This is a genomic window from Nonomuraea mangrovi (assembly GCF_042681425.1).
Classification (GTDB): Bacteria; Actinomycetota; Actinomycetes; order Streptosporangiales; family Streptosporangiaceae; genus Nonomuraea; species Nonomuraea mangrovi.
Map to the genome: position 1 here is coordinate 125,618 of NZ_JBHUFV010000068.1, position 25,647 is coordinate 151,264.

Here is a 25,647-nt window from a genome sequence, read left to right on the forward strand (position 1 = left end):
CAAGCATCTGCGCGAGATCCGCCCGTACCGGTGGTCAGCCCACATCAGCCCAGAATCCACATTCTGGCGGGGTGAGCCTGGAGGCGCGTGCGATGACGTCGGTCGAACCCCCGATGAGCGCGCTCCTGCCCGCATTCGCCGGAGTTCTGCTGGCTGTCACCGAGATGTCCATGCAGATCCGCCCGCGGATACAGGCCTGTCGGTAAGGCCGGCCCCACCAGCCGCCATCTGCGACATTCCAGCAGATCAACAGGGGTGTGGGATGATTGTGGCGAGTGGTCGCGGCCGCGCTGTCAGATGAGGACCGGGTCTACTCCGTCGCCTCCGTCGAAGCGGAAGGGCGACAGGGGGGTTGCTGTGCCCCCAGATCCCGACTCGCTCGCCTTGCCACCAGCGCGGATGCGCTGGAGGCAAGGTCTGAGCTAACCCACAGGACTAGTCGCCCTCCACAGACGCGGACGCGTCGTCGCCGGGGATGTGCTTACTCCTGCAGGACGGACAGGGCTCGGGATGGGCACAGGGTGACGGCGTGGCGTGCCTGTGCGGCGCTCCGGTCTTCGGGGTGATCGGTCAGCAGGACCACAATGCCGTCGTCGTCTTGGTCGAAGACGGCCGGCTCGGTCAGGACGCATTGGCCGGAGCCGACGCAGAGGTCGGTGTCGGCTTTGATCCGCATCATGGTCCTGCTCACCAGGTGACCGGGAGCTCGTGAACGCCGTAGATGACGGCGTCGTTCTTGAACGGCAGGTCCTCGGCCGGTGCGGCGAGCCGCAGGGTGGGGATGCGGCGGAAGAGCGTGTCGAAGACGATCTGCAGTTCCATCCGGGCCAGGTTCTGGCCGAGGCACTGGTGCGGGCCGAAGCCGAAGGCGAGGTGGTGGCGGGCCCCGCGCTCGACATCCAGTTCGGCCGGGTCCTTGAACGCCGCCGGGTCCCAGTTGGCCGACAGGCCGGAGACGATGACGCCGTCGCCGGCCTTGATGCTCGCCCCGCCGATCTGCACGTCTTCGGTGGCCAGCCGGGAGGTGACCCCGTCGGCGATGGTGAAGTAGCGCAGCAGCTCCTCCACGGCCATGGGCGTCCTGCCCGGGTCGGCCTTGATCAGGGCCAGTTGCTCCGGGTGGGTGAGCAGCCCGACCACCCCGAGCGAGATCATGTTCGCCGTGGTCTCGTGTCCGGCGGTCAGCAGCAGGAAGGCCAGGCTCACCAGGCCCGCGTGGTCGACGGCGCCCTCCTGGCGTTGCCGGGCGATCTGCCGGCCGAACAGGTCGTCGCCGGGGTCGGACTCCTTGCGGGTGACCAGGTCGTCGATGTAGGCGCGCAGTTCGGCGAAGGCTCGCTGGCGGTCTTCCAGCGAGGTCCGGCGCACCATCATGGTGGTGCGGCTTTGGAAGAAGTCGTGGTCGGTGTAGGGGACGCCGAGCAGTTCGCAGATCACCAGTGAGGGCACCGGCAGGGACAGCGCCTGCACCAGGTCGACTGGCTGCTGGTCGGTGGCGAGCATGTCGTCGATGAAGTGGTCGACGATGTCCTGGATCCGCGGGCGCAGCGCGGCCAGCCGCTTGACGGTGAACTCGCCGATCACCGGACGGCGGGCCGCGGAGTGTTCCGCGCCGTCCATGCCGAGCATCAACGGCGGCTGGCTGCGGAGCTGCTGCAGGGTCACCGCATCGAGGGTGAAGAGCGGGAAGCCGTCCTTGCGCTTGTCGGAGGAGAAGCGGCCGTCGGCGAGGATGGCACGGGCCTCCTCGTGCCCGGACACCCACCACGCTTCGCCGCCGCTGGTCAGGTTGACCTTGTTGATCGGTGCCTGCTCGCGCAGCCGTTCGTAGGCGGCGGGCGGGGCGAACGGGCAGCCACGCTCGACCGGTAGTTCCAGGCCGGCGAGTTCGCCGGCGACGTTCTTCGTCATGGATGACCTCCCAGTAATAGATCTGGCGGAGTTTGTTGTGCTTGTGGCGGCCTTCGGTGGCGTGATCGACACTGTTGGCACTGGCTTCACGACCTGACGGACCGTCCTGCGCAGGCTGGGGTCGGCCGTCAGCTTTTCCGGGTTGCGGATGCGTAGGCGAGCCCGGTGATGCGGCCGTCTTCAGAAAGTCCTGCCGTGACAGTGGCGGCACGGCGTGCGCGCAGGGTGCTGGCCAGGCACAGCAGGAGACCGAGCGCGAGCCAGATCACCAGGACGACAGTGGGGCGGGTGCCGCCGTGACCTTCGAAGAAGGCGGTGGAGCGCAACAACTGGCCACCCGCTCCCGGTGGCAGCAGCTGGCCGAGTGTGCCGGACCAGCCGGGCAGCATCTCGGGTGCGGTCGAAATGCCTGACAGGGGGTTGCCGATGAGCATCATGGCGACGGCGCCGAGACCTAAGCCGACGGACCCGAGCAGTGCCTCCAGCCCGAGGATGCTCAGGGAGGTGGCTGCGATGGTCAGGGCGATGGCGCTGCTGTTGGCCCAGTAAGTGCCGTTGAGCGAGCCGAGCCAGAACTGCAGGATCGCTGCCGCGGCCAGGCCGCCGGTGATGGCGAAGGCGAGTGCTCCTGTGACTCGGCGGGCGGTGCCGCGGACGAGTCTGGTCAGCAGTAGCGCAGCGAGCAGGCCGGCCATGACCAGGGGAAGGGCTCCGGCGGCCAGGCCGGCGCCGCGCGTGTCGTCGGCTGGTAGGGCGGCGAGGTCGCGGATCGCGACTGCGGCGCCGGCGGTCTGTGCCTGCGCCTGACTGAGCGCGGTCGCGACGCCGTGCAGGGTCTGGGCGATCGCTCCGCTGGCGGCGGAGGCGATGATGACCTGCGGGGCGCCGGAGCTGACGTCGATCGCCCCGTACACCTCCCGGTCGCGGATCAACCGTTCGGCGGCCGCGGTGTCGGCTACCTCGGTGGTCTCGAAGCCGCCCGGCAGACGTTTGCCGAGGGCGGCGCTGACCTCCTTGACTGCGGCGGCCGGCCCGGCGACGGCGATCGGCACATCGTGTACCGATGAGCGCACCGACGGCCAGGCGAAGGCGGTGAGCAGCACACCGGTGATCGCCGTGAGCAGGATGACTGCCCTCGCCACCGTCGACCAGGGTGACGGTGGTGTGTCGGCTGCCATTGAGGCCTGAACGGCCATGTCTACTCCTCGAAGGGAACGTTTGCGTGCTTACGTGGTGACGGAGCGGGCCGGCACGCTCTTGTGCCGATGAGCGGATGCCTTCGCTCGGTACGCTCCGCGCTCGGGCGATGTCGTGATCACGGCGCGGCGGCCGAAGGATCACTTCAGCGTGAGGGGGGTCTCGGATGCGATGCGGGTCAGCTTCTGCGGGTTGCGGACGTAGTAGAGGCCGGTGATGCGGGCGTCCTCGACACGGGCTGCTATGACGCCGTCGATCTCGCCGTCCACGCGGAGAACGAGCGCGGGGTTGCCGTTGACCACAGTGGGCTCGCCGGTGAGCGCGACTTGTGCCTTGCCGAGCCCGCTGACGATCATGCGGGCCACCCTGTCGGCGCCGATGATCGGCCGCGGCGCGGCCTGCTTGACGCCGCCGCCGTCGCTCACCAGCACGACCTCAGGGGCGAGCACATCAAGGAGACCCTGCAGGTCCCTGGTTTCGAGCGCGCGCTGGAAGGACTCAACAGCCGCCCGGGCCTGACCTGGGGAGACCGTCTCGCGAGGGCGGCGGGCATCGACGTGCCGGCGGGCGCGGTGGGCGATCTGGCGCACGGTCGCCGGGGTCTTGCCGACGGCGGCCGCGATCTCGTCGTAGCCGACGTCGAAGACCTCGCGCAGCACGAAGACGGCGCGCTCGGTCGGCGACAACGTCTCCAGCACGAGCATCAGCGCCATCGACACGCTCTCGGCGAGTTCGACGTCCTCGGCCACGTCCGGCGTGGTGAGCAGCGGCTCGGGCAGCCAGGGGCCGACGTAGGCCTCCTTGCGGCGTTTCATGGTGCGCAGCCGGTCGAGCGAGCGCCGGGTGGTGATCCGGACCAGGTAGGCGCGCTGGTCGCGCACCTGCTCCACGTCGACCTTGACCCAGCGCAGCCAGGTTTCCTGCAGGACGTCCTCGGCGTCGGCCGCCGAGCCGAGCATCTCGTAGGCGACGGTGAACAGCAGGTTCCGGTGGGCGAGGAATGTCTCGGTCGCCTCGGTGGCGCAGTCCATCCGGCCGTCACCAGCCATCGGCTCAGTTGTGCCCGTCGTTGCATTCCTGAGCTCGTTCATACCTGGCTCCTGTTCACCTTCAACTCCTGCTCAACGCACAAGACGCCGGCCCGCACCGCTGTGTGACACCTCATGATCGGTGGCGTACGTCACATGACGGCGCTGTCACAAAGTTCGGGGCGCCGGCGCCTCATTGCCGTCAGGACGCCGCGCGAACGATCCGCGCGGCACACGACTCCGCGAGTGATCGCCTTGGCCCGTTGCGTGGTGACCGCCGAGCACCCGCCCCGCCGCACAAAGAACGGAAGACATCATGGGCAAGGTCTGGTTCGTCACCGGTTCGACCCGCGGCCTGGGCCGCGACTTCGTCGAGGCCGCCCTGTCGCGCCCGACCCGGAGCCGGCACGCCTCGTGGAACTCACGGCCGACCTCGAATTCACCGGGCGACCGGTCGAGTGACGAGATCGTCACCGACTGACCTCGGCTCACATGAATGAAAGAAACCAAGGAGATCTCAATCATGATCCTGGTAACCGGTGCCACCGGAAACGTCGGTTCCCACGTCGTCCGCCAACTCCTGGAGGAGGGTGAGAAGGTCCGCGTCATGACCCGCAACCCCAGCGGCCATGCGTTCCCCGACCAGGTCGAAGTCGTGACCGGCGACCTGACACAGTCGGAAGCACTGCCGGGGGCACTGTCCGGCGTCGAGCGGGCCTTCCTGTTCCCCGTTCTCCAGGGGGTCGACGGATTCCTCGACGCGGCCAAGCGAGCCGGCCTGCGGCATGTCGTGATGCTGTCCTCGGTGTCCGTCACGTGGTCCACGCCCAGCTGGGTCGGCGACGTGCACCTGCGGCTCGAACGATCCGTCGAAGCGTCCGGGTTGCCGTGGACCTTCGTGCGGCCCGACGCGCTCACGACCAACGACCTGACCTGGGCGCCCCAGATCATCGACGGCGGTGTCGTACGCGGGCGGTACGGCAACGCCGCGACGGCTCCGGTCGACCCGCGCGACATCGCCGCGGTCGCCGTCCGCAGCCTCCTCGATGGGCGTGCCGGCGAGGGGTACTCGGTGACAGGACCGCAGTCGCTGACCCAGATCGACCGCCTGCGCGTCATCGCGGAGACCATCGGGCGGCCGTTGCGGTGGGAGGAGCAGTCCGAGGACTGGTTCCGGGACGAGATGGCCCGCCTCGGCATGCCCGCCCCGGGGATCGACGATTACGTCGACGCGCTCACCGCAAGAGTCGGCAAGACCGCGGAGGTCCTGCCGACGGTCGAACAGGTCACCGGCCGACCGCCCCTCACCTACGCGCAGTGGGTCGCCGACCACGCCGACGCCTTCGGCGCGGCGTCGGCCTGACGGATAGGCGGCACCTGCCGGCGGCCGGGGACGCGAGGGCCGCCGCAGGCTTCGCCGCCAGGTGGGCGAGCGCGAGGCCGGGCCGGCCCTGTGCCACAGGCCATCTCCGGATGACGCTGAGGCGGCCGACCGGGCGCGCCACGTTGGGGCGGCGGGGCCGGTGCTGACGCCAACTGCCTGCCGCCGCCGCTCTGCGCGCGGTGGGCATGTCACGCTCGCCGCAGCCGCCGACGCCTTCCTGGCCACCCCGCGCACGGCCAACCCCGGCACCCACCGCGCTTATCCTGTCCGAACGGCGCCCCGTCCCGGCCCGCCGTCCCGCGGCCGCCGACTCATGACATGTTTGTCACGGCATCCGTACCAGGTCCATACGCAGGAACTCGGTGATGCGCAGCAGCCTCGGTGGGCGTGCCACCTCATCGGGGAGGATCCGGAACGCCTCGTCCTCTCCGACGAGGCGTGGTGCGGCGAGTTCCATCTCCTTCCCGCCGACCCGGAGCCGCGCACCGTCGGCTGCCAGGACGTTCTGCACCCAGTCCGAGCGTGATCCGTACACCAGAACGAACAGGTAGCCGCCGTCGACAGGATGCGCGTCGAGCGGCGTGCGGTACGTCGCGCCAGACATGCGACCGACGTGAATCAGCACCGGCCATGCCCCGCCCGCGATCGCGCGGGGGTTGAACACCCTCTTGTTCACGTGTCCCCACCACCTCGGCATCGGCATCGGGATCCCCTTCTCCCGCCCCGGTGGGGCGCGTCGTTTCACCGAGCCCCCAGCTGATGCGAGCCCCGGGGGGACTTACACTAGTAAGGCGGCTTACGCATGTAAGGCTGGCTTACGCTTGTAAGGTTGTCAACTCGTCCATACCTCCGGGAGCCGTCGTGTCACCACCACAACCGCTCAGCAGAGGTCGCGTGCTGGAAGCCGCGATCCGGGTCGCGGATCGCGGCGGCGTGGAGGCGATCACGATGCGACGCGTGGCGCAGGAACTGGGCGTCGAGGCGATGTCGCTCTACCACCACCTACCGAACAAGGACGCCATCCTCGACGGCGTGGTCGACATGGTGTTCGCGGCGATCAAACTGCCCAGTGCCGAGTGTGACGATTGGCGCGACGCGATCCGTGCGCGCGCTTTCTCCGCGCGTGCGGTCCTGTCGCAGCACAGCTGGGCTCTCAGCCTCATGGACTCCCGTCGCGACCCGGGACCGGCGACGCTACGCCACCACGACGCCGTCCTCGGCGTCCTCCGGAAGGCGGGGTTCACACTGCCGATGGCCGCGCACGCCGTCTCGCTCATCGACAGCTACATCGCCGGGTTCGTCCTCCAGGAGGCGAACCTGCCGATGACGACACCGGACGACGTCGAGGACGTGGCAGGCAGCATCCTCGAGCGCCTGCCGGCGGAGGAGTTGCCGTACCTCACAGAGATGATCGTCGACCACGCCCTGCGGCCGGGCTACGACCACACGAGCGAGTTCGGCTACGGTCTGGACCTGATCCTGGATGCCCTCGAAGCTCGCCGGAGGTAGAGCGCCCGACACCGTCACGCTTGAGGGCCATAGCCGGGCCCGCAGCGCGTGAGCCTCGCGGGACGTCGCGGCGTTACCAGCGGAGCAGGGCGGCGACACCGTTGTGTGGAGCCAGCGGCTGGGCGGCTTCCGCGCCCAGGACGGTGACGAGGGCGCTGCTGTCCAGGGCGGCCTCGATCATGCGTTCGCCGAGATCGGGCTCGTGTTCCACGGCCATGGACTGCGGGGTCTGGTCGAAGTAGAGGTAGCCGTCGGCCCCGCGTGTGCCGCTCCAGCGGCCGTTCTCGTCGAGGAGGAGATGGTCCACCCGGCCATCGTTCAGCAGGGAGAGCGTCTGGTTGAGCCCGAGCACGCCCTTCCCGCCGGACAGCGCCTCATCCTGCACTCGAGCGACCAGTGCCGCGTCCCGTCGTTCGCGGGTCGCGACCAGCTCCGCGGCCACGTGCTCGGCCACCTCCGGCGCCGGCAGCGCGTCCACAATTGTGTCCACCTGCACGACCTTCATCGGATGAAGCGCTGAGGCGAGGATCTCGGTAAGGGCCGCGTCGCCGATCAGCAGCACGTCCGTCCACGACAGCGCCGTGGCTCGATGGCTCACCTCGGGCGCGACCCCTTGCAGGAACCGCCTGAGATGATCGTCGATCCGCCGCTGGTACCTGTCGACTTGCGTGGAGTCCGTCTGCGTCGTTCCGCCTGGACCGGGGCCGCGCATCTGACGCCAGTTCTCGGTGTCCAGGTCGAAGGCGGTCCGGGCGACGTCCTCTGCCACGCCGAACCTGTAGTCGATGAGGCGCACCCCGTCACGCGAGACCAGCACGAGCCCGGCGGGCGCGCTGGTGGCCATCGCGGTGACGAGCGGTCGCACGTATGCCGTCGACTCCAGCACCGCGCTGTCCTGGATGGGCACCTGGAGCGAGATCTTGCGTACCTCCCCGCCGGTCACGGCGGCGAACAGCGCCCGCCCGATCCCCGTCGCCGCGGCGTCGACCAGCTCGCGGATGTCCGGCTCCAACTCCTCCAGCCGGGAGAGTACGGCGGCGCGCCGATCCCTGTCCGGCCAGGAGGCGACTCGATCGCGCATGGCGCTGAGCTCGTTGCGCAGACGAATGCCCCAGGCGGGCCTGGTCGACGGCTCTTCCCTCGGGTCGGCGGTCGTGTACAACGACACGACGCCCACCTCGTCCTTCATGGACACGAGCTCGCGGAGGAAGGTCTGGTCGAATACCACGGCGGTCCTCTCCTTGCGTCGGGATCCATTCCGACTCTAGGGACCCTCGAATGCCGCAAATCACACCATCAACGGATGTTTTCCCCTCCTTGACCAACCCCACATCCCTCTCGCTCCCGGCCCTCAGAAGAGAAGCTCCGAGTCGGCTCCTTCCTGTCGGGTCAGCGTTCCGCAGCGCAAGGGCGCCCTCCTTTATCGGGTTTTACCATCACCCGACTTTCCCTTTGAGTCCCTGGGGACAAAGGCCCTATAGCGCCAGAAAGGGGACTAAGGCGATGTCGAACATGTCGTTCTTCGGCAGTGATCCGTTCCGAGGCTTCGAAGAGCTCACCGGCCGAGTGTTCGGCGGCATGGACCCCTGGCCGCCGTCGCGCCCGAGCGTCCATCGGGTCGACGTGGGCAAGCTGCTGAGCGAGTCCGGTCGCGAACTCCTCACCGACGGCCTGGAGATCGCCGCCGGCCGAGGCGCGGCCGACCTCGACGTGCTCGACCTCCTCGATGCCGCCACCCGGAACGAGCCCACCCGCGGGCTCCTGCAGACGGTGGGCGTGGACGTCTCCCGCCTGCATGACCGGATCGACGCCCTCTTCCCCAAGAGCCGGCCTGGCGAACCGCCGACCACGCTGTCGCCGGCAGCCAAGCGGGCGATACTGGACGCCCAGCGGCTGTCGCGCGCCCTCGAGTCCAGCTATATCGGCCCCGAGCACCTGCTGCTCGCGCTGGCCGCCAACCCCGACTCCAGCGCCGCCAGGCTGCTCGCCGAACAGGGGATCTCGGCCAATGAGCTGCAACAGGCGATCGCCGCCGGAGCCGCCCAGCGCGGCCGCCGCGCCGACGGAGTCACCAGGGGCAGGGCAGAGACTCCCGCACTCGACGAGTACGGCCGTGACCTGACCGAGGAGGCCAGGCAGGGCGACATCGACCCGGTCGTCGGCCGCGAGGACGAGATCGAGCAGGCCATCGAGGTGCTCTCACGCCGCACCAAGAACAACCCGGTGCTCATCGGCGAACCCGGCGTCGGCAAGACCGCCATCGTCGAGGGCATCGCCCAGCGCATCGTCAACGGCAGCGTGCCCGACACGCTCAAGGACCGCCGCGTCATCGCGCTCGACCTGACCGGCATGGTCGCGGGCTCGAAATACCGCGGCGAGTTCGAGGAGCGGATCAAGAAGGTCATCGACGAGGTCCGCGCGCACGCCGACGAGACCATCGTCTTCATCGACGAGGTGCACACCCTGGTCGGCGCGGGCTCGGCAGAGGGCGGCATGGACGCCGCCAACATCCTCAAACCCGCCCTCGCCCGCGGCGAGCTGCATGTCATCGCGGCCACCACCATCGACGAGTACCGCAAGAACATCGAGAAGGACGCCGCGCTCGAACGCCGCTTCCAGCCGATCCTGGTGCCCGAGCCCACTGTCGCTCAGACCGTCGAGATCCTCGCAGGACTCCGCGACGCCTACGAGGCCCACCACCAGGTGCGCATCACCGACGAGGCACTCGACGCCGCCGCGACCCTGTCGGCCAGGTACATCGCCGACCGGTTCCTGCCGGACAAGGCCATCGACCTGATGGACCAGGCCGCCGCCAGAGTACGGCTGCGCGCCCGGACGCCCGCCGCCGACGTGCGCGAGCTCGAGGACCGTCTCGACAGCCTGCACCGCGAGAAGGACCAGGCCGTCTCCTCCGACGACTTCGACCGGGCCAAGCAGCTGACCAAGGAGATCGACAAGCTCCGCCCCGAGCTGGAGAGCGCCCGCCGTGGCCACGACGCGGACGCGCCCAAGGTGGCGGTGGCCGACATCGCCGAGGTGGTCTCGCGCCGCACCGGGATCCCGGTCACCCAGCTCACCGAGCAGGAGCGCGACCGCCTCATGCGACTGGAGGAGCACCTGCACCGGCGGGTCATCGGCCAAGACGAGGCCGTGGTGGCCATCGCCGAGGCGGTGCGCAGGGCCAGGGCCGGGCTGTCCGACCCGAACCGGCCCATCGGCAGCTTCCTGTTCCTCGGGCCCACCGGCGTGGGCAAGACCGAGCTGGCCCGGGCCCTGGCCGGGGCGCTGTTCGGCGGTGAGGACCACATGGTCCGCATCGACATGAGCGAGTTCCAGGAGCGCCACACAGTCGCGCGGCTGATCGGCGCTCCGCCCGGATACGTCGGCTACGAGGAGGCGGGTCAGCTGACGGAGGCGGTGCGCCGCCGCCCGCACGGGGTCGTGCTGCTCGACGAGATCGAGAAGGCCCACCCCGACGTGATGAACATCCTGCTCCAGATGCTCGACGACGGCCGCCTGACCGACGGGCAGGGCCGCACCGTCGACTTCACCAACACGATCGTCATCATGACCAGCAACATCGGCGCCCAGCTCATCCTGAACGCCGACCCCGACTCCACCGAGCTGCAGGACCAGCTCATGGACCTGCTGCGCCACTCGCTGCGGCCCGAACTGCTCAATCGCATCGACGAGACCATCGTCTTCAAGCGGCTGGAGAAGGGACAGCTGCGCCAGATCGTCGACCTGCTGCTGGAGAAGACCCGCCAGCGGCTGCGCAGCCAGGACATCGCGCTGAAGGTCACCGACGCGGCCAAGGACTGGCTGGCCGAGAAGGGCTACCAGCCGGAGTTCGGGGCCCGGCCGCTACGCCGTACCGTGCAAAGAGAGCTCGACAACCGGCTCTCGACCATGGTGCTGACCGGCGAGGTCGGCGAGGGCGGAACCGTCACCGTCGACACGTCACGTCCCTCTGATGCTTCTCGTACGGCGGCCGCGGGGGAGCGGCTCACCCTGAGGGCCACCACGCCGGAAGCAGAGGCCCGGGTTCAGGACGTGCCGGCGGAGAAGTTCGAGAGCACCGATTGAGCGATCTGTTCCGTCTCTGGGGCCGAGACGCGCATCAGGACTTGTTCAGGTAGGTGAGGACGGCGAGGACGCGGCGGTTGTTGTTGTCGTCATCGGTGATGCCGAGTTTGCCGAACAAGGAGGTGGTGTACTTGCTGATGGCGCTCTCACTGAGGACCGGAGCCGTCGGCCAGGAGCTCGCGGGCATACAGCTGTTCGACGTGCTGAGAAAGGACCAAGATCGGCAGTCCGGGAACCTCGCTGCGGGCGGCGAGAGCCGCCCGCAGGCCCTCATCCGACTGGGTCGGCGGCATGCGGACGTCGACGACGGACACATCCGGCCGCCACCTCAGCAGCGCGTCCAGCGTCTCCGGTCCGGTGGTCGCCGTCGCCACCACCTCGTGTCCGTACGCCTGGAGGAGGCGGACCATCCCATCACGCAGCAGGTAGAGGTCTTCGGCTACAACGATGCGCATGGCAGGTCGAGCAGCGCGGCGACCTCGAGCACCGCGTGATGCGCGGCCGGCCTGGCGACCGCAGCCCAGGTTCGGGCTGCGGTGCGCTCGCCGGGCATGGGGGCGACGATGTGGAACAGGAACCGGCGGGCCGGAACCCGTCACCCGGCGAAGGATTCTCGGAGGAACTCGACGATCTCCGCCCGCGCGGCCTTCGCCTGCGGCACCACGCCCGGCATGCTGAGGAACGCGTGCGTCGCTCCGGGATGTTCGGTGAGCCGCGCGGGCGTCCCTGCCGCCCGCAGCCGTTCGGCGTAGCCGCGGCCGTGATCCGCCAGCGGGTCGAGGGTGGGCACCACCACGAGCGCTGGAGCCAGCCCGCTCAGATCGTCGGCATACAGCGGCGACACCGCACGGGGATCCGTTCCCGGCGGAACGGCGAGCCGCTGGAGCAGCCGCATCTGCGTCAGGGTGAGAGTCGGGCTGTCGGCGTACTGGGTGATCGAGGCGTGGTCGAACGCTGTCGAGGTCAGGTCGACAGCGGGGTTGACCAGCACCTGCGCCCGCAGGAGCAGGCCGGACTCCTTGGCCCGGATAGCGGCCATGGCGGTGATCATCGCGCCGGTGCTCTCACCGAAGACGGCGGTCCGTGTCGGGTCGATTCCCCACTGCGCGGCGTGCCGCACCACCTGCCCGAGTACGTCCCAGCCGTCGTCGACGGCCGCCGACAGCGGAGTCCCCGGGGCGAGGAGGCGGTGCTCGACCGAGACGACGATCGCGGGCAGTCGCACGGCGAGATGGCTGTTCACCCAGTCGCTCTGCACCGCCGTGCCCACGAACCCGCCTCCGTGCACGTGGAGCACGAGCGGCAGGTCGCCTTGCCCGCCGCCGGGTCCGGATGAGGGCCGGTACACCCGGACCGGGAGCCTGCGGCCGGGCAGCGCCACCTCCTGCCACTGGATCGCGGCGCCACGATCCGGAATTCCGGTGATCACCCTCGCCGCGCGGGACGCTCGCTTGCGGTTCTCCGCGTCGCGGTAGGCGACCAGTTCCTCGGCCGTCATCGCCGACCAGTCCGGCTGCTTTCCCAGGGCGTGCAGCAACCGGATGCCCAGCGGCGGCCGCTCCGTACCGGTGACCTCGCTCATATGTCCTCCTCAGCCCACGAGTTTCGCTACCGAAAGCATCGATACCAACAGTAGCGCAATCCGTTATCGTGTGGGCATGACCCGAGCGACCACATCCGCCAGACCGCCCGGTCGCCCGCGCTCCGGCGTCAACGCCGTGGTCTTCGCCGCGACACTGAGCACGGTCCACGAACTCGGCTACGCGCGTGCCACCGTCGACCGCATCGCCGCCGCGGCCGGGGTCGCGAAGACGACGATCTACCGTCGCTGGCCGTCGAAGGGCGCGCTGATCGTGGACTGCCTCCTTGACGCGTTCGGCCCGGTGCCGCTGGAGGGCGCCAGTCGAGCCGAGCTCATGTCCTCGGCCATCCGCTGGATCGCGGCGAAGATCAGCGAGCCCGGGGTAGGCGACGCGTTCGCAGGCGTGTTCAGCGACGCCGTCAGCGATCCGGCCCTGCGCGAAGTCCTGTCCACGCGCTTGCAGGACCCGTACCGGCTCGCACTCCAGGACGCGCTCGACGAGCCGGAGAACCGGGTCCTGTTCTTCATCGACGTCGTCGTCGCAACCCTGCTCCACCGCATGGGCATGACCGGCGAACCGATGGTCGACGGCGACGTCGCCGCGCTGATCGAGATGGTTCTGCTGTACTTCGCCGACAGTGCAGGGCCGGCCTAGACCTGCTGTCGAACCGGCGATCGGCTCCGGCGGAGACGAGGCGGCCGGCCCCTTCCCGGGCGGGTTCAGACGGCCTGTTCGTGCGCCGGTGCTCCGGAGCGCCTGCGCAGGACGTGGTGCGCGATGGCGACAGCGACGCCGGTCGCCACGAAGAGCGCGGTAGCGGCGGGGCTCATGAACTTCGACAGGCTCGGCGCGCTGGTCGGCCCGAATACCCAGAGCGCCAGCGGGACGGCGTAGACCGCGGTGAGGGCGCCGGCCCACCAGCGGAGTGCGCGCAAGCGGGGGTCGCGCAGAGTGCCGATCACCACGACGGCGACGGGAATGCCGGCGATCAGCGCGAACTGGCCAAGGACGAGGACCGGGACGGCCCAGGCCGCGATGAGGACAGGCAGCGAGGTGCGGTTGGCGGTGCGGTTCGTGCGGTCGCGTTGCGGGATGGTGATGGTCATCGTCTTCTCCCAGGTCTCTCGGTGGGGGAGGAGCTGCTCGCCGTGCGAATCAGCTGCCGGGTATGGGGAAAGGCGGCGGCCGCGGCCGCCGCCTCGCTGTTCGGCGGGGCGGATGTACCCGCGGTGGACGTCGGCGGCAAGGGCCGGGGCGACGACGGTTGGCTCAGTGGTGGCGGGAGCGGGTTTCGGCGGCGGCTTTGAGGTCGGCCAGCCAGGCGTCGAGACCTGGTGCGAGGTAGGTGATGGAGGTGGCCGGGTCGGCCTCGATCTGGTCGCCGGTCCAGCTCTCCTCTGTGCGGACGAGGACGCCGCCCTTGACCTTGATGAAGTTCCAGACGTGGATGCCCTGGTCGATGCGCAGTCCCTTGCCGATCGCGGGCCCGGTCCAACGGATGCACTGGTTGTGCTTGACCTGCTGGACGGAGGAGGTGATGACGAGGGTGGTGGCGGGGGTCATGGGTGTGGCGGGCGCCGGTGTGGTCCACCGGAACCGCGAACCCTTCCGCAACGGTCCCGGGTCCAGTCGCTTCATGCTGGTGACGGGTGCCTGCCAGGACGGCCAGCCTTCCACGTCGGTGTGCAGATTCCAGATGGTGCTCAGTGGCGCCTTGACGAAGGTCTCGGCCCGGTGGTGGAGCTTGGCAGTGGGATCGATGCCCTTGCCCCGGCAGGTCAGCGAATTCGGAGGAGTGGCGTGGCCGGACGTGGCGCTCGGGCTGGGGCTTGCGGCATGGGCCGGTGCGGCGGCGATGCCGCCGAGGAGCCCGGGGGCGACCAGCGGGATCGCGAGCAGAGCGGAGCGCAGCCGAGCTCGCCGGCGGGGGGATCGTGGGGTGCTGGTGGGGGTCCGCGGGGTGGGCGATGCGGACGCGTTGGTGTCGATCATGGCTGTTCTCCTCTTTGCTTGTTAGTATCTCTCGCTATAGTTAGAAGCTATAACGCCGTGGGCTTCAGCGTCAATAGCAAAAGTGAGAAGCTCTAACTAGACTTCGACGTTGTCGCGCGGACCAGGAAGGAGCGGCTGATGACGGACCCAGGAGGGCAGAGCCCACGGGAGCGCTACCGGGCTCAGGTGCACGCGGAGATCAAGCGGCACGCGTGGGAGCAAATCGCCGCGGCGGGAGTGCCCGCGCTGTCTCTCAACGCGATCGCCAAACAGATGGGCATGAGCGGCCCTGCCCTCTACCGGTACTTCGCCAGTCGCGACGAGTTGATCACCGCGCTCATCCGCGACGCCTACCGAAGCCTCGCCGATACCGTCCGGGCGGCGTTCGACTCCGGTGCCGACCTGGCCGGACTGGCCCACGTCATCCGGGAATGGGCCCGGAGCGACCCGCAGCGGTACTTCCTCATCTACGGCACGCCCGTGCCTGGCTACCACGCACCCGACGACATCACCGCGATCTCGTTCGAGGTCATGACGGTGCTGCTCGAAGCCTGTCGCGCGCAGGCGGTAGACAGGCCGGCGACGCCGTTCGACGCCCACCTGGAAAACCACCGCGAATGGGCGAACGACCACCCGGCGGAAGCCGCGACCCTGCATCGCGCCCTGTCCTTCTGGACCCGCCTGCATGGCGTACTCTCACTCGAACTCGCCGGCCACTTCACCGGAATGAAGTTCGACCCCAACCTGTTGATCGCCGACGAGCTGAACGACCTACTGGCACAGTGACCACGTCGTCGGTCACAGCCGGGATGCCGGGCCCGCTTCTTCTCATTCGAGACCGGGATGGGAGCGTGTTGACGTTCCCATCCCACGACAGCCGCCCACAGCCCGTACCCCTCCCGGGCTGTGGCGATCCGCTAACTGCATCTGCCCGTGCTACGTCACCGTGGTCCACGTACAGCACGTCCGGGTCGACCCGGACGTGCGGGAAGCGCGCGGCGAGCCCGTCCGCCAGCGCCCAGTGGGTGGTCGCCCGTCGTCCGTCCAGCAGACCGGCGTGCGCCAGCGCGAAGGCGCCGGAGCAGATGCTGACCACCCGCGCTCCTTGGGAGTGCGCGCGGCGCAGTGCCCGTACGACCGCAGGTGAGGGTGGTTGCTTGGCGGGCAGCCAGCCCGGGATGACCACGGTGTCCGCCCGGTCGAGCGCGTCCCGCTGGCCCCATGACGACAGAACAGAACACGCCTGACTATGTGTGGTCCGCTGTCCAGGATGCCCCGGTCCGCGAACTGTTCCCCGGCATCCGTGCGCGCCCGCTGTGGACCGGGGGCAATGGGGCGAAGGCCTATGTGCTGGAGATGGACGCGAACACCTGTTGGCAGGGGGTCGACGTCCACGAGCCGGGTCCCGAGGAGGTCTTCGTGATCTCTGGCGTCTTCAACGACGGCGACCGGGACTACCCGGCCGGCTCCTTCATCCACGCCCCCGCAGGTTCCTCGCACGTCCCGCAGACCACGACGGGCTGCACGCTGTTCCTGTTCTACCCGGAAGGCTAGATCACCCACGGTTGTGTGGCGCCTCCCTGCTGGAGGCTCAGGGGGCCTGCCACAACAGGCTCGAGTCGCCGGTCAGGGACGCCTTGACATAGCCGCTCCAGTCATCTGGACAACCTTGATCGCGCCCGCTTCCGCGCCGTCGAGCGTGGCGCGGGCCACGTCGCGGGATCGTTCACGTCACCTTCGTAGCGGGCCATCATGCCGGTGGCGGCGGCTCCCAGGTGCACGCCGGTGACCAGATTCCCTGGCCGCGCCGTTCGAGGCGGGTGATGCCCAGACCCCACCGGGATCGGCCCCCAGAGCGCCTTGAGCACCCGGCGAAGGCCACCGGCAGCAGGCCGGTGACCAGCCAGGCGCGCATGGCTGTCAGGCCAGGCCGACAGCCATGCGCTGTCAATCCCGGTTGACAGCCTCCTTGAGGAAGACGATGCCGTCGATCACGTCGAGGTGGGCCGGGTCCAGCGGGATGTAGGCGTGGTCCTGCGGGACGCGCGAGCTCGGCTGAGTGACGGTTTCGGCCAGGTGGCGGGCGTCGACGAGTGAGTGGTCCCAGGGAAGTGCGGACAGGGTGCCCTCCACGGTGTCCGGGCCCGGGACGTCGGTGCCGACCGTGCCGAGGGCCGAGGCCAGGAAGGCGTATCGGTCGCCCAGGTGCGTACCGATGATCGCTCCCGCGCCCCACCACTCCAGCAGCTGGTCGCCGAGCCGCATGAAGCTCTTGTTCCGCTGCAGGTGGAGGTTGTGCGCGAAGACCAGGGTCGGGCCGTGCTCGGCGACGGCAAGCAGATTGGCGGCCATCATCGCGTCCCGCAGGCTCGACAGCCGGGCCCACCGTGCCGGGGACGCGTCGGCCATCCAGTAGTGGTAGCGGAGCAGGCCGGTGGCGGTGCGCCCGTACAGTGCCGCCCGCTCCCTGTCCTCCGCGCTCAGCTGCGGCGCCTGCGTGTCGAGCAGCGCCACCAGGTCGTCGGCGATCAGCCGCAGCCGCTGGGCGTCGGCGGACTGGCCGATCGACTGGGACGGATCCATGGCCGAGGCCTCGTTCGCCCACCGATCGTCCGGACCCAGCAGCGTGTCGAGGGTTTCCCTGGTTACCACGGTGCGGGGGAGCGGGCCGTCGAGGAGGTCGTAGAGGGCGGTGAGCGCCTGGCGCGGGCTCGCCGCCCAATACTCCAGAGGGCCGTCGAACCCGAAGAACCGGAGCTTTTCGTCATGCTCCTCGTTGTACGCCCGCATCCAGCGTACGAGGTCGCGGTTGGCCGGTGAGGCGCCGAAGTTGTGGCTGAAGCCGCGTTCCATGACGTCATCGAGCGTGCCCGTGCCCGTCGTGATGTAGTCGTCCACCACGAGGCCCATGAGACAGTCGCTCTCGATGGCGAACGACCGGTAGCCCTCGTGCTCGACCAGATGCCGGAAGATCTCGTTGCGCAACTCGCCCAGCTCCCCGACGAAGTGCCTGGCCTCGCCCAGGCCGAGCAGCAGGGGCTTGGCGGGCAGCGACCGCAGGAACGCCGAGACGCCCGCGCCGTCGAGCGCACGGGCTGTGTCCTTGATATCCATGACTTCAACGGTATCGTTGAACTTTCGGTAGAAACTTTTCGCGAAACGCCCCGCCGCCACCGTGATGAACCTTCAATCGACGATGCATCCATGAGGTCGGCGGATCCGGATCCGCGTGTAGGCGAAGCCGCAGAGGCAGGCTGGTGAAGGCATCCCATCCGGCATGGTGGGCACGGGCCAGGAGCTCGTGCCACTGTGGCTCCGCGGTCGTGTGGACTGCGGCGAGTGCGGGGACGAACTCGCCGCCGCGTTTGGGCGGCCGGCCTCCCTCGGAGTTGGCTAGGAAGAACTCCTCGCGCGAGGGCGCCGAACGGCACATCACCCGATCGGAGCGCACCCTGCCCAGCACCCCGACGGGCAGCTCAGCCAGCAGGAAGGCAACCAGCGCAGGTCGTAACCGGCGTCGGCGACGATGAATCGGCAGATCCCCGTCATGCAGCCGCTGACCGCCAGCGCCGGCCGCCCGTCAGCGGCCCGCGGCAGTGGCGACGTGGCCAGGGGCATCCGCAGCCGCGCCATGTCGATGCGACCGTGATCCAACCCGTCGTACAACGCGCCGTGCCGCGCCGATGCCTCCGGGGCCAGCGCCGGCCCGACCAGGGTCTTGACCGGTCCATCCGCGCTCAGCACCGCGTCGGTCAGCTCGAACAACTCCTGCGGCGACGGGTCAGGCAGGCGAACCACTCGGTTCGGAAGCTGACGAGCGTAGCCCGCACAGCGCTGCCGCCGCTATCGCCGGATGGCCTGCCCTCATCGGGCAGAGCATGTGCCGGCATGAAGGTCACGGCCACCGCCTCTCCTCGAGCTTTCACACCTCGACGATGAGCCGGTGGCCGCCGCCGTCTGGCGAATAGACGTGGCCCCACCGTCACAGCCCGCTATGCGTGAAAGATCACCATGCCGGCCGGGGCGAAGGAGAAGATCAGCGGTTAGAGTCAGTCGCGATGAAAACTCGTGCTGTGCCGGGCGCGCGGTGGCTGCTGCTGGACGAGTACACCGGTGAGGTCGGTGAGCCCGACGTCACCGTGGGCGTGTGTCACGACATCGACGGGCTCTTCGTCGACCCCGAGCCCATCCCTCCGCCCGAGACGTTCACCCTGCTCGGCTGCGACCCGGCGGGGCCGTTGCGGGACGCGCTGGGGCATCTGGGTACCCGCCGGGCGTGGTTGCCCAGCGTCGCCCTGTTTCCCGTCCACCGGAAGCGGCCTGCCGGGTGCCTGTGGGACGAGCGCGGGTGCACCTGCGTGGAGGAGCTCATCGATGTCACCGTGGTCGGCCGGCGCCCGTCGGCAGCACGAGAAGGCATGGTGGACCTCGACCTGAGAGGATATGTCCGGCTGCTTCCGGAATACGGGCTCCCGGAAGAGAAACCGGACGTGACAGGGTTCCGCCTGGCCGCGCTCGATGACGCGACTCTCGGCGAGTGCCTGGACGTGGCCGGAGTCTTCCGCGAGCGGCCCTCCCCGTCCATCCGGCCGGTGACCCTGATCGGCTTTCGCCCCGAAGCGCCGCCGCTGCTGAAAAGCATCGAGGGACGCAAGATCACGGCGTCCATCATGACCCTTCAACACGACGGCCGGATCGCCGGACAGGTCGCGCTGCTGTCGGCCACCGTTGTCTCCGCCCGACCGTCGAGATTGGGCGACGGCCTGCTGGACATCACCCTCGACGGCGGGATCGAGGAGCCGACGCCGAGCGCCGCCCGCGAGATCTTCCAGATGTGGTACGACGGCGGCCCGGCCGAACCCGGCCTGTGGGCACACTACGACCGGCTGCTACAGCGCGAATGGCTCGGATTGGCGGTCAGTCGTCACTGTCTTCAGGGCGGACTGCCGGACAAATCAGCTGGAACCACATACCACCTCGACGGCCGTTTCGTCACCGACATCGACGCCTTCTACTGCGCCATCGGAGAGGCGGTCAACGGTCCAGGCGGCTACTTCGGCTGGAACCTCGACGCTCTGCACGACTGCCTCGGCGGCGGATGGGGTGCCGCCCGTCCATTCCAGCTGATCTGGCACCACTCCGACGTGGCCCGCCGCCACCTCGTCGCAGGGTATGACCGGCCAGCGCACCGCCTGCGCGACTGGGGGCCGAGCATCGCACTGGACGACCTCCTGAAGATCTTCTCCGAGCGCAAGGTCGAGGTCGAGTTCCGCTGACCCATCACCGCTCGCCTCTCGTCTGGCGGACCGGCATGGCGCCACCACTACCGCATCCGACGGCTCGGATGATGTATCACCGCATAGCGGATTGCGGCGAATGGGGCATGGCGTGTCTGTCTGCGAGCTCGGTAGAGAGCACCAGTCGGGATGGGCTTGAGTTGCCACTGGACAGCCCGGTCGGATAGGAACCTTGCGTGCTAAGAGGTAACAAGGTCGGGCTCAGGGCCCGGCACGAGGACGACATCCCGATCTTGCTGGCCGAGCTCTACGACGACGTGGTCAACGCCTCGCGGGCCGAAGGCCGGCCGTGGCGGCCGATCACACCCGGCTCGAAGGATCCGCGGCTCGTGGTGGACGACAAGGAGCAAGGGCACGTCCCGTTCTCGGTCGTGGAGCTGGACGGTGGCACGCTGGTCGGCACCGCGACGCTGTGGGGCATCGACAACCACAACCGGTCCGCGCACATCGGGCTGGGGCTGCTGCCGTCGGCCCGCGGCAAGGGCTACGGCACCGATGTGGTCGCGGTGCTGTGCAACTACGGTTTCGTCGTGCGCGGCCTGCAGCGGCTGCAGATCGAGACGCTGTCGGACAACGCCGCGATGCTGCGCTCCGCCGAGCGCAACGGTTTCGTCCGCGAGGGCGTGCTGCGCTCCTCGGCCTGGGTGATGGGCGAGTTCCTGGACCAGGTGCTGCTCGGGCTCCTAGCCCAGGACTGGAAGCCGGCCTCGAAGGCCTACCTCTGATCTTCGCGTTCGGGACTTCGTGAACATGCCGGGCTGTGGGCAGGTGTAGCTGGCCGGGTGGCGTGGCGGGGTTCGGCGCCTTTGCGGTGATGAGCCGGGCGTTTGTAGTCGAACTCCTCGCGGAAGGAGCCGGGCGGCGCTGACCTGCGCGAGGTCGGCGCCTGGCTCCAGCCGGACGGCGTCCAGCAGAGTGGTCCAGGGGGTGCGGCCGGTCTCCAGGGCGGCGACGATGGAGTACGGCCAGCCGGGGATCATCTGATGCTTGGTCTTCTCACTGCGACCGTAGGCGTGACAGAACGACCGGTCCGGGCTGGTCGCGGCGTCCGGCCGCAGCCATGGACTGACGTCGGCGGCCAGCACGATCCGCCCGTCGGCAACGCGTGGTGACGGGAGCGCGGCCAGTGATCGGCGGAGGAGCTGTCTTCATACCCTTCGATGATCGTAAGAAATTCGAGTGCGGCAAGAGTGCGGGCAGGTGTTGCATTGATCAGATGATCGACGAACCGCTGGAGCGACTCCGCTCTGCCGCCCGACGCGCTCGTGAGCTGGCCCGAAACCGGGCGATCACCGGTCTGGGCCATCAGGACGCCGACGACGACGTCGGCACGATCGGCACGGACGATGCCCTCGGGTTCGACCCGTTCCCCCTGCTCGAAGCCCTCCACCGCAACGGCGTCCGAGTCGTAGTGATCGGGCAGGTCGCCGGCATCATGCATGGATCCACCGAGTTGACCGGCGATCTGGACCTGCTCTGGGATGGCGTCCCGGCTCACGCCCCGGCCCTGGCGGACGCGTTCACCTCCGTCAACGCCCAGCTCGCCGACGAACAGGGTGAACCCTTGGCGACTCACGCGGCTTCCTTCCTCCGCCCCAAAGTGCAGTTCACCTCGCCCGGAGCCGGCGGCGACTGCTGCACCCCGGCGCTCCCCTGGGGTGACCTTCACGTCCGAGAGCTCCTCGACCGCGCGATCACCGCGGTCGGCCCTGGCGGCCTGGAGGTTCGCTATGTCTCTCGAGAAGACCTGATCGGGATGCGCCGCGCCATAGGCCGCCCCAAGGACCTCCGGCGAGCAGACGAACTGGACTCGTTCGCCTCGAACGCTTACGGCCCACCTCCCCGCTGAGTACGCGCGTCCCGGTGGGGCAGGTGGCCGCGGCGCCCTTGTCGTTGGAGTTCCAGTCACCGGTGTCGTCGGCGTGCGTGTAGGTGGAAATGTCCGCCGAGGAGGCGCTGGCCGGCAGCGCCAGGATGAGGGCGGACACTACGGTGAGAAGCGACACGGCAGCGGCCCGGCCGCGCCTTGCTGTGATGGGCATGGTGCCCGCTCTGGCATGGCGGGTTCGTGAGCATCTCCCCGATCTTCGGGAAGCACGTTCCCGGATTTCCCTCACCATCGCCCCGGACCGGCGTCACGCTGCGCACATGTACCCGCTGAGCGGGTGCTCTCGCGCGCAGTCTTCCCGGCCATGGGCGACAGCAGTCGAAGGCTAAGGACCTGACGGCCTGGGACTTTCGGCCCTGACCGAGGAGCGCGCCGGCTGATGGGCTGGAGTGGACACCATGGGGGTGATGGCCATGCAGGCCGAGGCGATCCGCGCGGCGCTGGAGGCCGCGACCTGGGCTCCGTCCGTGCACAACAGCCAGCCGTGGACGTTCGCCGTGTCGGGCGAGGAGATCTCTGTTCGTGCCGACGCCGACCGCAAGTTGCGAGTGGGCGACCCCGAGGGCAGGGAGATGCTGATCGGCTGCGGCGCCGCGCTGTTCAACGTGCGTACCGTGCTCCGCGGTAAGGGCTGGGCGCCCGTGACCCGGATCCTGCCCGACCCCGACAGGCCGAACCTGCTGGCGACCGTACGCCTCGGCGAGGTCGTGACACCCGACGAGACCACCCGCCTGTTCGGCGGTGAGATCGAGCGCAGGCGCACGCACCGCGCCGGATTCACCAACCTGCCCGTTCCCGACAAGCTGATCGAGGCCCTGGTACGGCAGGCGGCCGCCGAGAACGGCAGACTGATGCCCGTCGGCGACGAGGCGGCGGTACGGGTGCTCGCCGCCCTCACCCAGGCGGCTCAGGCGGCGCGGCCGGAGGACGCCGAGGTGCGCCGGTGGGGGAGGGCTCCGGGCAGTTCGCGTAAGGACGGGGTGCCGGCCGACGCCTACCCGAGCGAGCCCGCTGACACCGGGTTTCCCCAGCGCGACTACGCGTGGGGGATCGAGGCCGATCAGAGTACGGCCACGGCGACCGGCGTGGTGGCGGTCATGACGACGCGCCGGGACTCGAAGGAGGAGTGGATCGCGACCGGCCAGGCGCTGCAGCGGGTCCTGCTGTACGCCTGCGCCTTCGGCCTGAGCGCGGCCTTCCACACCCAGGCGCTGGAACTGCCGCACCTGCGCGAGTTCGCGCGCGAGGAGGTGTGCTCGGGGGAGTACCCCCAGATGATCATGCGCCTCGGATTCACGTTCGACTCGACGCACGGCGTCCGCCGGCCGCTGTCCGAAGTCCTCGACTGAGCCCCTGATCGCGTCACATGATCGACTCCGGCCGCGCGTCGTTCATCGTCTGACCCACCTGTCGGCTCTGGCCAAGTCCCGAGGTCGACCATGACCTCAGAGTGGCGGTCATCATCGGGTCAGACGATACGACGCGCGGCTCATCATCCCGAGCTCACAAGGGGACGTGCCAGCGCAGCCGCGTCCCTCCGCCGTGGGGTGTCTCCAGCTCTGCGGTGCCGCCCAACCGGGCGGCGCGGTCTTCGATGTTGCGCAGGCCGCTGCGGCGTTTCACCTCGCCCACGCCGACGCCCCTGTCGGCGACCGTCAGGGTCAGCTCGCCGCCGGCGACCTCGACGGCGACGTCGGCCTGGCTCGCATGCGAGTGGCGCACCACGTTCGAGAGCGCCTCGCGCAGCACCGCCAGCAGGTGCTCAGCGGCGGGCTCGGGCACCAGCGTGTCGATCTGTCCCTCCATGCGAAGGCCGGGCATGAACCCCAGATGCGCCCCAGCGCCCTCCACCAACTCCACGATCCTGCTTCGCAGGCTGGGCGCTGCTTCCTCAGGCGGCCCTTGCAGCGCGAAGATGGTCGAGCGGATCTGCCGGATCGTCTCGTCGAGTTCGTCGATCGCGTGATGCACCCGCTTGGCCGCCTCCGGCTGCTCCACCAGCCGGACGGTGCTCATCAACGTCATCGCGGTGGCGAACAGCCGCTGGATGACGACGTCGTGCAGGTCCTTGGCGATCCGATCCCGATCTTCCAGCAGGCCGAGCCGCTCGGCGTCCCGCCGTGCCTCGGCCAACTCCAACGCGATCGCCGCCTGGTCGGCGAACGCATGCAGCATCTGCTGGTCCGCGTCGCTGAACGGCAACCGCCCGCTGTATCTGGCCAGCGCCAGCACCCCGCGCACGTTCGGCATGGCGCCCAGGGGCACCATCAGTTCAGGCCCGTAACCCAGCCGCCGCAACGGCACGTCCGCATCCGGGACGATCATCGGCTCGCCTTGGGCGAACACCTCGCCCGCGAGCGTGGCCGACACCTCGAAGAGGGCCTCCGCCAGTTCCTCGGCGCCTTCGCCCTCTACGGCCGCCACGGTGAGCGACTGCTCGCGCGGGTCCGGCAGCAGTACCTGGGCCAGGTCCGCATCGCTCATCTGCCGGGCACGCTCGGCCACCACGGTCAGCACCTGGCGCGGGTCCGCGCCGGACAGCAACGTGGTGGTCACCTCTGAGGACGCCTGTAGCCATGTCTCGCGCCGCCGCGACTCCTCGTACAGGCGCGCGTTCTCCACCGCGACGCCGGCTGCGGTGGCCAGCGCGATCACCACGGCCTCGTCCTCTTCGTCGAACTCGCCGCCGCCGCGCTTCTCGGTGAGATAGAGGTTGCCGAACACCTCTTCGCGCACCCGGATGGGCACGCCCAGGAAGGTGCCCATCGGCGGGTGACCAGGTGGGAAGCCGTAGGACTCCGGGTGATCGGAGATGCGGCCCAATCTGAGCGGCCGCGCGTCTTTGATCAGCAAGCCGAGCAGACCAAGCCCGTGCGGCCAGTGCTCGACCTTGGCGATCTCCTCATCGCTCAACCCCACAGGGATGAACTGAATCAGCGTGTTGTCCTGCCCGACCACACCCAACGCTCCGTAACTGGCGTCCACCAGCGTGGTCGCGGTCTCCACGATGCGACGCAGCACCGTCTCCAAGTCCAGATCGCTGCCCACCGACACGACCGCCTCGAGCAGTGCGTGCACCCGGTCCCGGGTGGCCAGCACGGCGTCCAGCCGCACCTGTAGCTCGGCCAGCAGCTCATCGAGCCGCATCTGCGGCAGCAACGGACGATGCTCGCTCCCCATGCCGCACAGTGTCCCATTGGAGCAGTTCGGTACCTCACCCGCAGGGCTGCCGCAGGGCGTCATGCGTCCGTCACAAGGCCGTCGTGATGCGAACGCCGGCGACTTGAGCCGCGGTTCACGTCGCGGGCAGAGCAGCGGCGAGCAGGACGACGCCGAGCGATCCCATGAGTGCGGTCACCGCCATTGCGCGAGCGAGCCTGGGTCGGGCCGCGCCGCTGGCCCAGCCGTGCAGGCCGGCGGCGGCCATGACGGCGCAGAACAGCAGCAGTTTGGCGGCCAGGATCCGGCCGTAGCCGGGATCTGCGAGCGAGGCCCAGGTGACGCCCTTACGCCAGGCGAGGGCCACCCCGGTGCCGAGCTGGACGGGCAGGAACACCGCCGCGGTGATGAGTCCGAAACGGCGGCCGACCGCGCTCAGCACGGCCGCCCGCTGCCGCTCATCCAGGAGGCGGCGGGCCAGAGGCAGCACGACCAGCGAAACCGTGAGCTGCCCGCCGACCCACAGCGCGGCGGACAGCACGTGGAGGAAGCGGACGACCGACCACCAGGTCATCGCTCACTCCCTGGAGAGAGCACCATGTTCACAGCACAC

Annotated in this window: 27 protein-coding genes and 1 pseudogene; 11 read left to right on the forward strand and 17 right to left on the reverse strand. The window is 69.2% G+C overall.

The window, feature by feature from the left end; translation table 11 throughout:
• Positions 1-481: 481 nt before the first annotated feature.
• The 4 genes from ACFSKW_RS44330 to ACFSKW_RS44345 all read right to left on the reverse strand — a co-directional run bounded on the left by ACFSKW_RS44330 (position 482) and on the right by ACFSKW_RS44345 (position 4,157).
• Positions 482-679, reverse strand: a complete 198-nt coding sequence (locus tag ACFSKW_RS44330) for a ferredoxin (protein WP_379580612.1) — start codon at positions 677-679, stop codon at positions 482-484.
• Positions 680-687: 8 nt separating this feature from the next.
• Positions 688-1,911: a cytochrome P450 gene (locus tag ACFSKW_RS44335; RefSeq protein ID WP_379580614.1), complete on the reverse strand. Its 1,224-nt coding sequence runs from the start codon at positions 1,909-1,911 to the stop codon at positions 688-690.
• A gap of 128 nt (positions 1,912-2,039) precedes the next feature.
• The gene (locus ACFSKW_RS44340; protein WP_379580616.1) at positions 2,040-3,014 is read right to left on the reverse strand and encodes a hypothetical protein; all 975 of its coding nucleotides are present in this window, start codon (positions 3,012-3,014) and stop codon (positions 2,040-2,042) included.
• Between the two features lie 234 nt (positions 3,015-3,248).
• Positions 3,249-4,157, reverse strand: a complete 909-nt coding sequence (locus tag ACFSKW_RS44345; protein ID WP_379580617.1) for an RNA polymerase sigma-70 factor — start codon at positions 4,155-4,157, stop codon at positions 3,249-3,251.
• Between the two features lie 295 nt (positions 4,158-4,452).
• Between ACFSKW_RS44345 and ACFSKW_RS44350 the strand changes: the two genes are divergently transcribed.
• Positions 4,453-4,617 (forward strand): hypothetical protein, encoded by a 165-nt coding sequence (locus ACFSKW_RS44350; RefSeq protein WP_379580618.1) that lies wholly within the window; start codon positions 4,453-4,455, stop codon positions 4,615-4,617.
• A 42-nt stretch (positions 4,618-4,659) separates the two neighbouring features.
• Positions 4,660-5,499 (forward strand): NAD(P)H-binding protein, encoded by an 840-nt coding sequence (locus tag ACFSKW_RS44355; RefSeq protein ID WP_379580619.1) that lies wholly within the window; start codon positions 4,660-4,662, stop codon positions 5,497-5,499.
• A 346-nt stretch (positions 5,500-5,845) separates the two neighbouring features.
• Here the strand turns inward: ACFSKW_RS44355 and ACFSKW_RS44360 are convergent, their stop codons facing one another.
• Positions 5,846-6,196, reverse strand: a complete 351-nt coding sequence (locus tag ACFSKW_RS44360; protein WP_379580620.1) for a nitroreductase family deazaflavin-dependent oxidoreductase — start codon at positions 6,194-6,196, stop codon at positions 5,846-5,848.
• Positions 6,197-6,414: 218 nt separating this feature from the next.
• On the opposite strand from ACFSKW_RS44360, the gene ACFSKW_RS44365 reads away from it, so the two are divergent.
• On the forward strand, positions 6,415-7,029 hold the full coding sequence (locus ACFSKW_RS44365; RefSeq protein ID WP_379580622.1) for a TetR/AcrR family transcriptional regulator: 615 nt from the start codon (positions 6,415-6,417) through the stop codon (positions 7,027-7,029).
• 73 nt (positions 7,030-7,102) lie between these two features.
• On the opposite strand, the gene ACFSKW_RS44370 is transcribed toward ACFSKW_RS44365, so the two are convergent.
• The gene (locus tag ACFSKW_RS44370; RefSeq protein ID WP_379580623.1) at positions 7,103-8,257 is read right to left on the reverse strand and encodes a VLRF1 family aeRF1-type release factor; all 1,155 of its coding nucleotides are present in this window, start codon (positions 8,255-8,257) and stop codon (positions 7,103-7,105) included.
• Between the two features lie 275 nt (positions 8,258-8,532).
• Here ACFSKW_RS44370 and ACFSKW_RS44375 point away from each other — a divergent pair, with 275 nt between their 5' ends.
• Positions 8,533-11,115: an ATP-dependent Clp protease ATP-binding subunit gene (locus ACFSKW_RS44375; protein ID WP_379580624.1), complete on the forward strand. Its 2,583-nt coding sequence runs from the start codon at positions 8,533-8,535 to the stop codon at positions 11,113-11,115.
• A 34-nt stretch (positions 11,116-11,149) separates the two neighbouring features.
• Here the strand turns inward: ACFSKW_RS44375 and ACFSKW_RS55035 are convergent, their stop codons facing one another.
• From ACFSKW_RS55035 to ACFSKW_RS44385, 3 genes are all read right to left on the reverse strand, one after another.
• Positions 11,150-11,302, reverse strand: a complete 153-nt coding sequence (locus tag ACFSKW_RS55035) for a hypothetical protein (RefSeq protein WP_431898558.1) — start codon at positions 11,300-11,302, stop codon at positions 11,150-11,152.
• Positions 11,262-11,570 carry a response regulator gene (locus tag ACFSKW_RS44380; protein WP_465264727.1) on the reverse strand — a complete coding sequence of 103 codons (309 nt, stop codon included), beginning with the start codon at positions 11,568-11,570 and terminating at the stop codon, positions 11,262-11,264. The genes ACFSKW_RS55035 and ACFSKW_RS44380 overlap by 41 nt, the downstream gene beginning before the upstream one ends.
• Positions 11,571-11,710: 140 nt before the next feature.
• Positions 11,711-12,697: an alpha/beta hydrolase gene (locus ACFSKW_RS44385; RefSeq protein WP_379580625.1), complete on the reverse strand. Its 987-nt coding sequence runs from the start codon at positions 12,695-12,697 to the stop codon at positions 11,711-11,713.
• A 136-nt stretch (positions 12,698-12,833) separates the two neighbouring features.
• On the opposite strand from ACFSKW_RS44385, the gene ACFSKW_RS44390 reads away from it, so the two are divergent.
• The gene (locus ACFSKW_RS44390) at positions 12,834-13,352 is read left to right on the forward strand and encodes a TetR/AcrR family transcriptional regulator (protein WP_379580626.1); all 519 of its coding nucleotides are present in this window, start codon (positions 12,834-12,836) and stop codon (positions 13,350-13,352) included.
• A gap of 65 nt (positions 13,353-13,417) precedes the next feature.
• Here the strand turns inward: ACFSKW_RS44390 and ACFSKW_RS44395 are convergent, their stop codons facing one another.
• Both ACFSKW_RS44395 and ACFSKW_RS44400 read right to left on the reverse strand, forming a co-directional pair.
• Entirely contained in the window at positions 13,418-13,804 is a 387-nt protein-coding gene (locus ACFSKW_RS44395) for a hypothetical protein (RefSeq protein WP_379580627.1), read from the reverse strand.
• A gap of 163 nt (positions 13,805-13,967) precedes the next feature.
• The gene (locus ACFSKW_RS44400) at positions 13,968-14,690 is read right to left on the reverse strand and encodes an SRPBCC family protein (protein WP_379580628.1); all 723 of its coding nucleotides are present in this window, start codon (positions 14,688-14,690) and stop codon (positions 13,968-13,970) included.
• Between the two features lie 186 nt (positions 14,691-14,876).
• Between ACFSKW_RS44400 and ACFSKW_RS44405 the strand changes: the two genes are divergently transcribed.
• Complete coding sequence (locus tag ACFSKW_RS44405) at positions 14,877-15,476, forward strand: TetR/AcrR family transcriptional regulator (protein WP_379580629.1); 600 nt, start codon at positions 14,877-14,879, stop codon at positions 15,474-15,476.
• A gap of 151 nt (positions 15,477-15,627) precedes the next feature.
• Here the strand turns inward: ACFSKW_RS44405 and ACFSKW_RS44410 are convergent.
• Positions 15,628-15,900: pseudogene (locus tag ACFSKW_RS44410) on the reverse strand (DJ-1/PfpI family protein); the annotation flags it as partial.
• An 11-nt stretch (positions 15,901-15,911) separates the two neighbouring features.
• Between ACFSKW_RS44410 and ACFSKW_RS44415 the strand changes: the two are divergent.
• Positions 15,912-16,244: a cupin domain-containing protein gene (locus ACFSKW_RS44415; RefSeq protein WP_379580630.1), complete on the forward strand. Its 333-nt coding sequence runs from the start codon at positions 15,912-15,914 to the stop codon at positions 16,242-16,244.
• A gap of 393 nt (positions 16,245-16,637) precedes the next feature.
• Here the strand turns inward: ACFSKW_RS44415 and ACFSKW_RS44420 are convergent, their stop codons facing one another.
• Positions 16,638-17,804, reverse strand: coding sequence for an erythromycin esterase family protein (locus tag ACFSKW_RS44420; RefSeq protein ID WP_379580631.1), 1,167 nt, complete (start codon positions 17,802-17,804; stop codon positions 16,638-16,640).
• A 318-nt stretch (positions 17,805-18,122) separates the two neighbouring features.
• Positions 18,123-18,455, reverse strand: coding sequence for a transposase (locus tag ACFSKW_RS44425; protein WP_379580632.1), 333 nt, complete (start codon positions 18,453-18,455; stop codon positions 18,123-18,125).
• Positions 18,456-18,748: 293 nt separating this feature from the next.
• On the opposite strand from ACFSKW_RS44425, the gene ACFSKW_RS44430 reads away from it, so the two are divergent.
• Both ACFSKW_RS44430 and ACFSKW_RS44435 read left to right on the forward strand, forming a co-directional pair.
• Positions 18,749-19,966 (forward strand): barstar family protein, encoded by a 1,218-nt coding sequence (locus tag ACFSKW_RS44430; RefSeq protein WP_379580633.1) that lies wholly within the window; start codon positions 18,749-18,751, stop codon positions 19,964-19,966.
• Positions 19,967-20,163: 197 nt separating this feature from the next.
• A complete protein-coding gene (locus ACFSKW_RS44435; protein WP_379580634.1) occupies positions 20,164-20,712 on the forward strand; it encodes a GNAT family N-acetyltransferase in 549 nt (182 codons plus the stop codon).
• On the opposite strand, the gene ACFSKW_RS44440 is transcribed toward ACFSKW_RS44435, so the two are convergent.
• Positions 20,671-21,072, reverse strand: a complete 402-nt coding sequence (locus ACFSKW_RS44440; protein WP_379580635.1) for a transposase — start codon at positions 21,070-21,072, stop codon at positions 20,671-20,673. The two genes, ACFSKW_RS44435 and ACFSKW_RS44440, sit on opposite strands and share 42 nt — an antisense overlap.
• A 131-nt stretch (positions 21,073-21,203) precedes the next feature.
• Here ACFSKW_RS44440 and ACFSKW_RS44445 point away from each other — a divergent pair, with 131 nt between their 5' ends.
• Positions 21,204-21,836: a hypothetical protein gene (locus ACFSKW_RS44445; protein ID WP_379580636.1), complete on the forward strand. Its 633-nt coding sequence runs from the start codon at positions 21,204-21,206 to the stop codon at positions 21,834-21,836.
• 446 nt (positions 21,837-22,282) lie between these two features.
• Positions 22,283-23,224: an Acg family FMN-binding oxidoreductase gene (locus tag ACFSKW_RS44450; protein WP_379580637.1), complete on the forward strand. Its 942-nt coding sequence runs from the start codon at positions 22,283-22,285 to the stop codon at positions 23,222-23,224.
• 154 nt (positions 23,225-23,378) lie between these two features.
• Here ACFSKW_RS44450 and ACFSKW_RS44455 read toward each other — a convergent pair whose 3' ends face one another.
• A complete protein-coding gene (locus ACFSKW_RS44455) occupies positions 23,379-25,055 on the reverse strand; it encodes a sensor histidine kinase (RefSeq protein ID WP_379580638.1) in 1,677 nt (558 codons plus the stop codon).
• A gap of 115 nt (positions 25,056-25,170) precedes the next feature.
• A complete protein-coding gene (locus ACFSKW_RS44460; RefSeq protein WP_379580639.1) occupies positions 25,171-25,608 on the reverse strand; it encodes a hypothetical protein in 438 nt (145 codons plus the stop codon).
• Positions 25,609-25,647 lie beyond the last annotated feature (39 nt).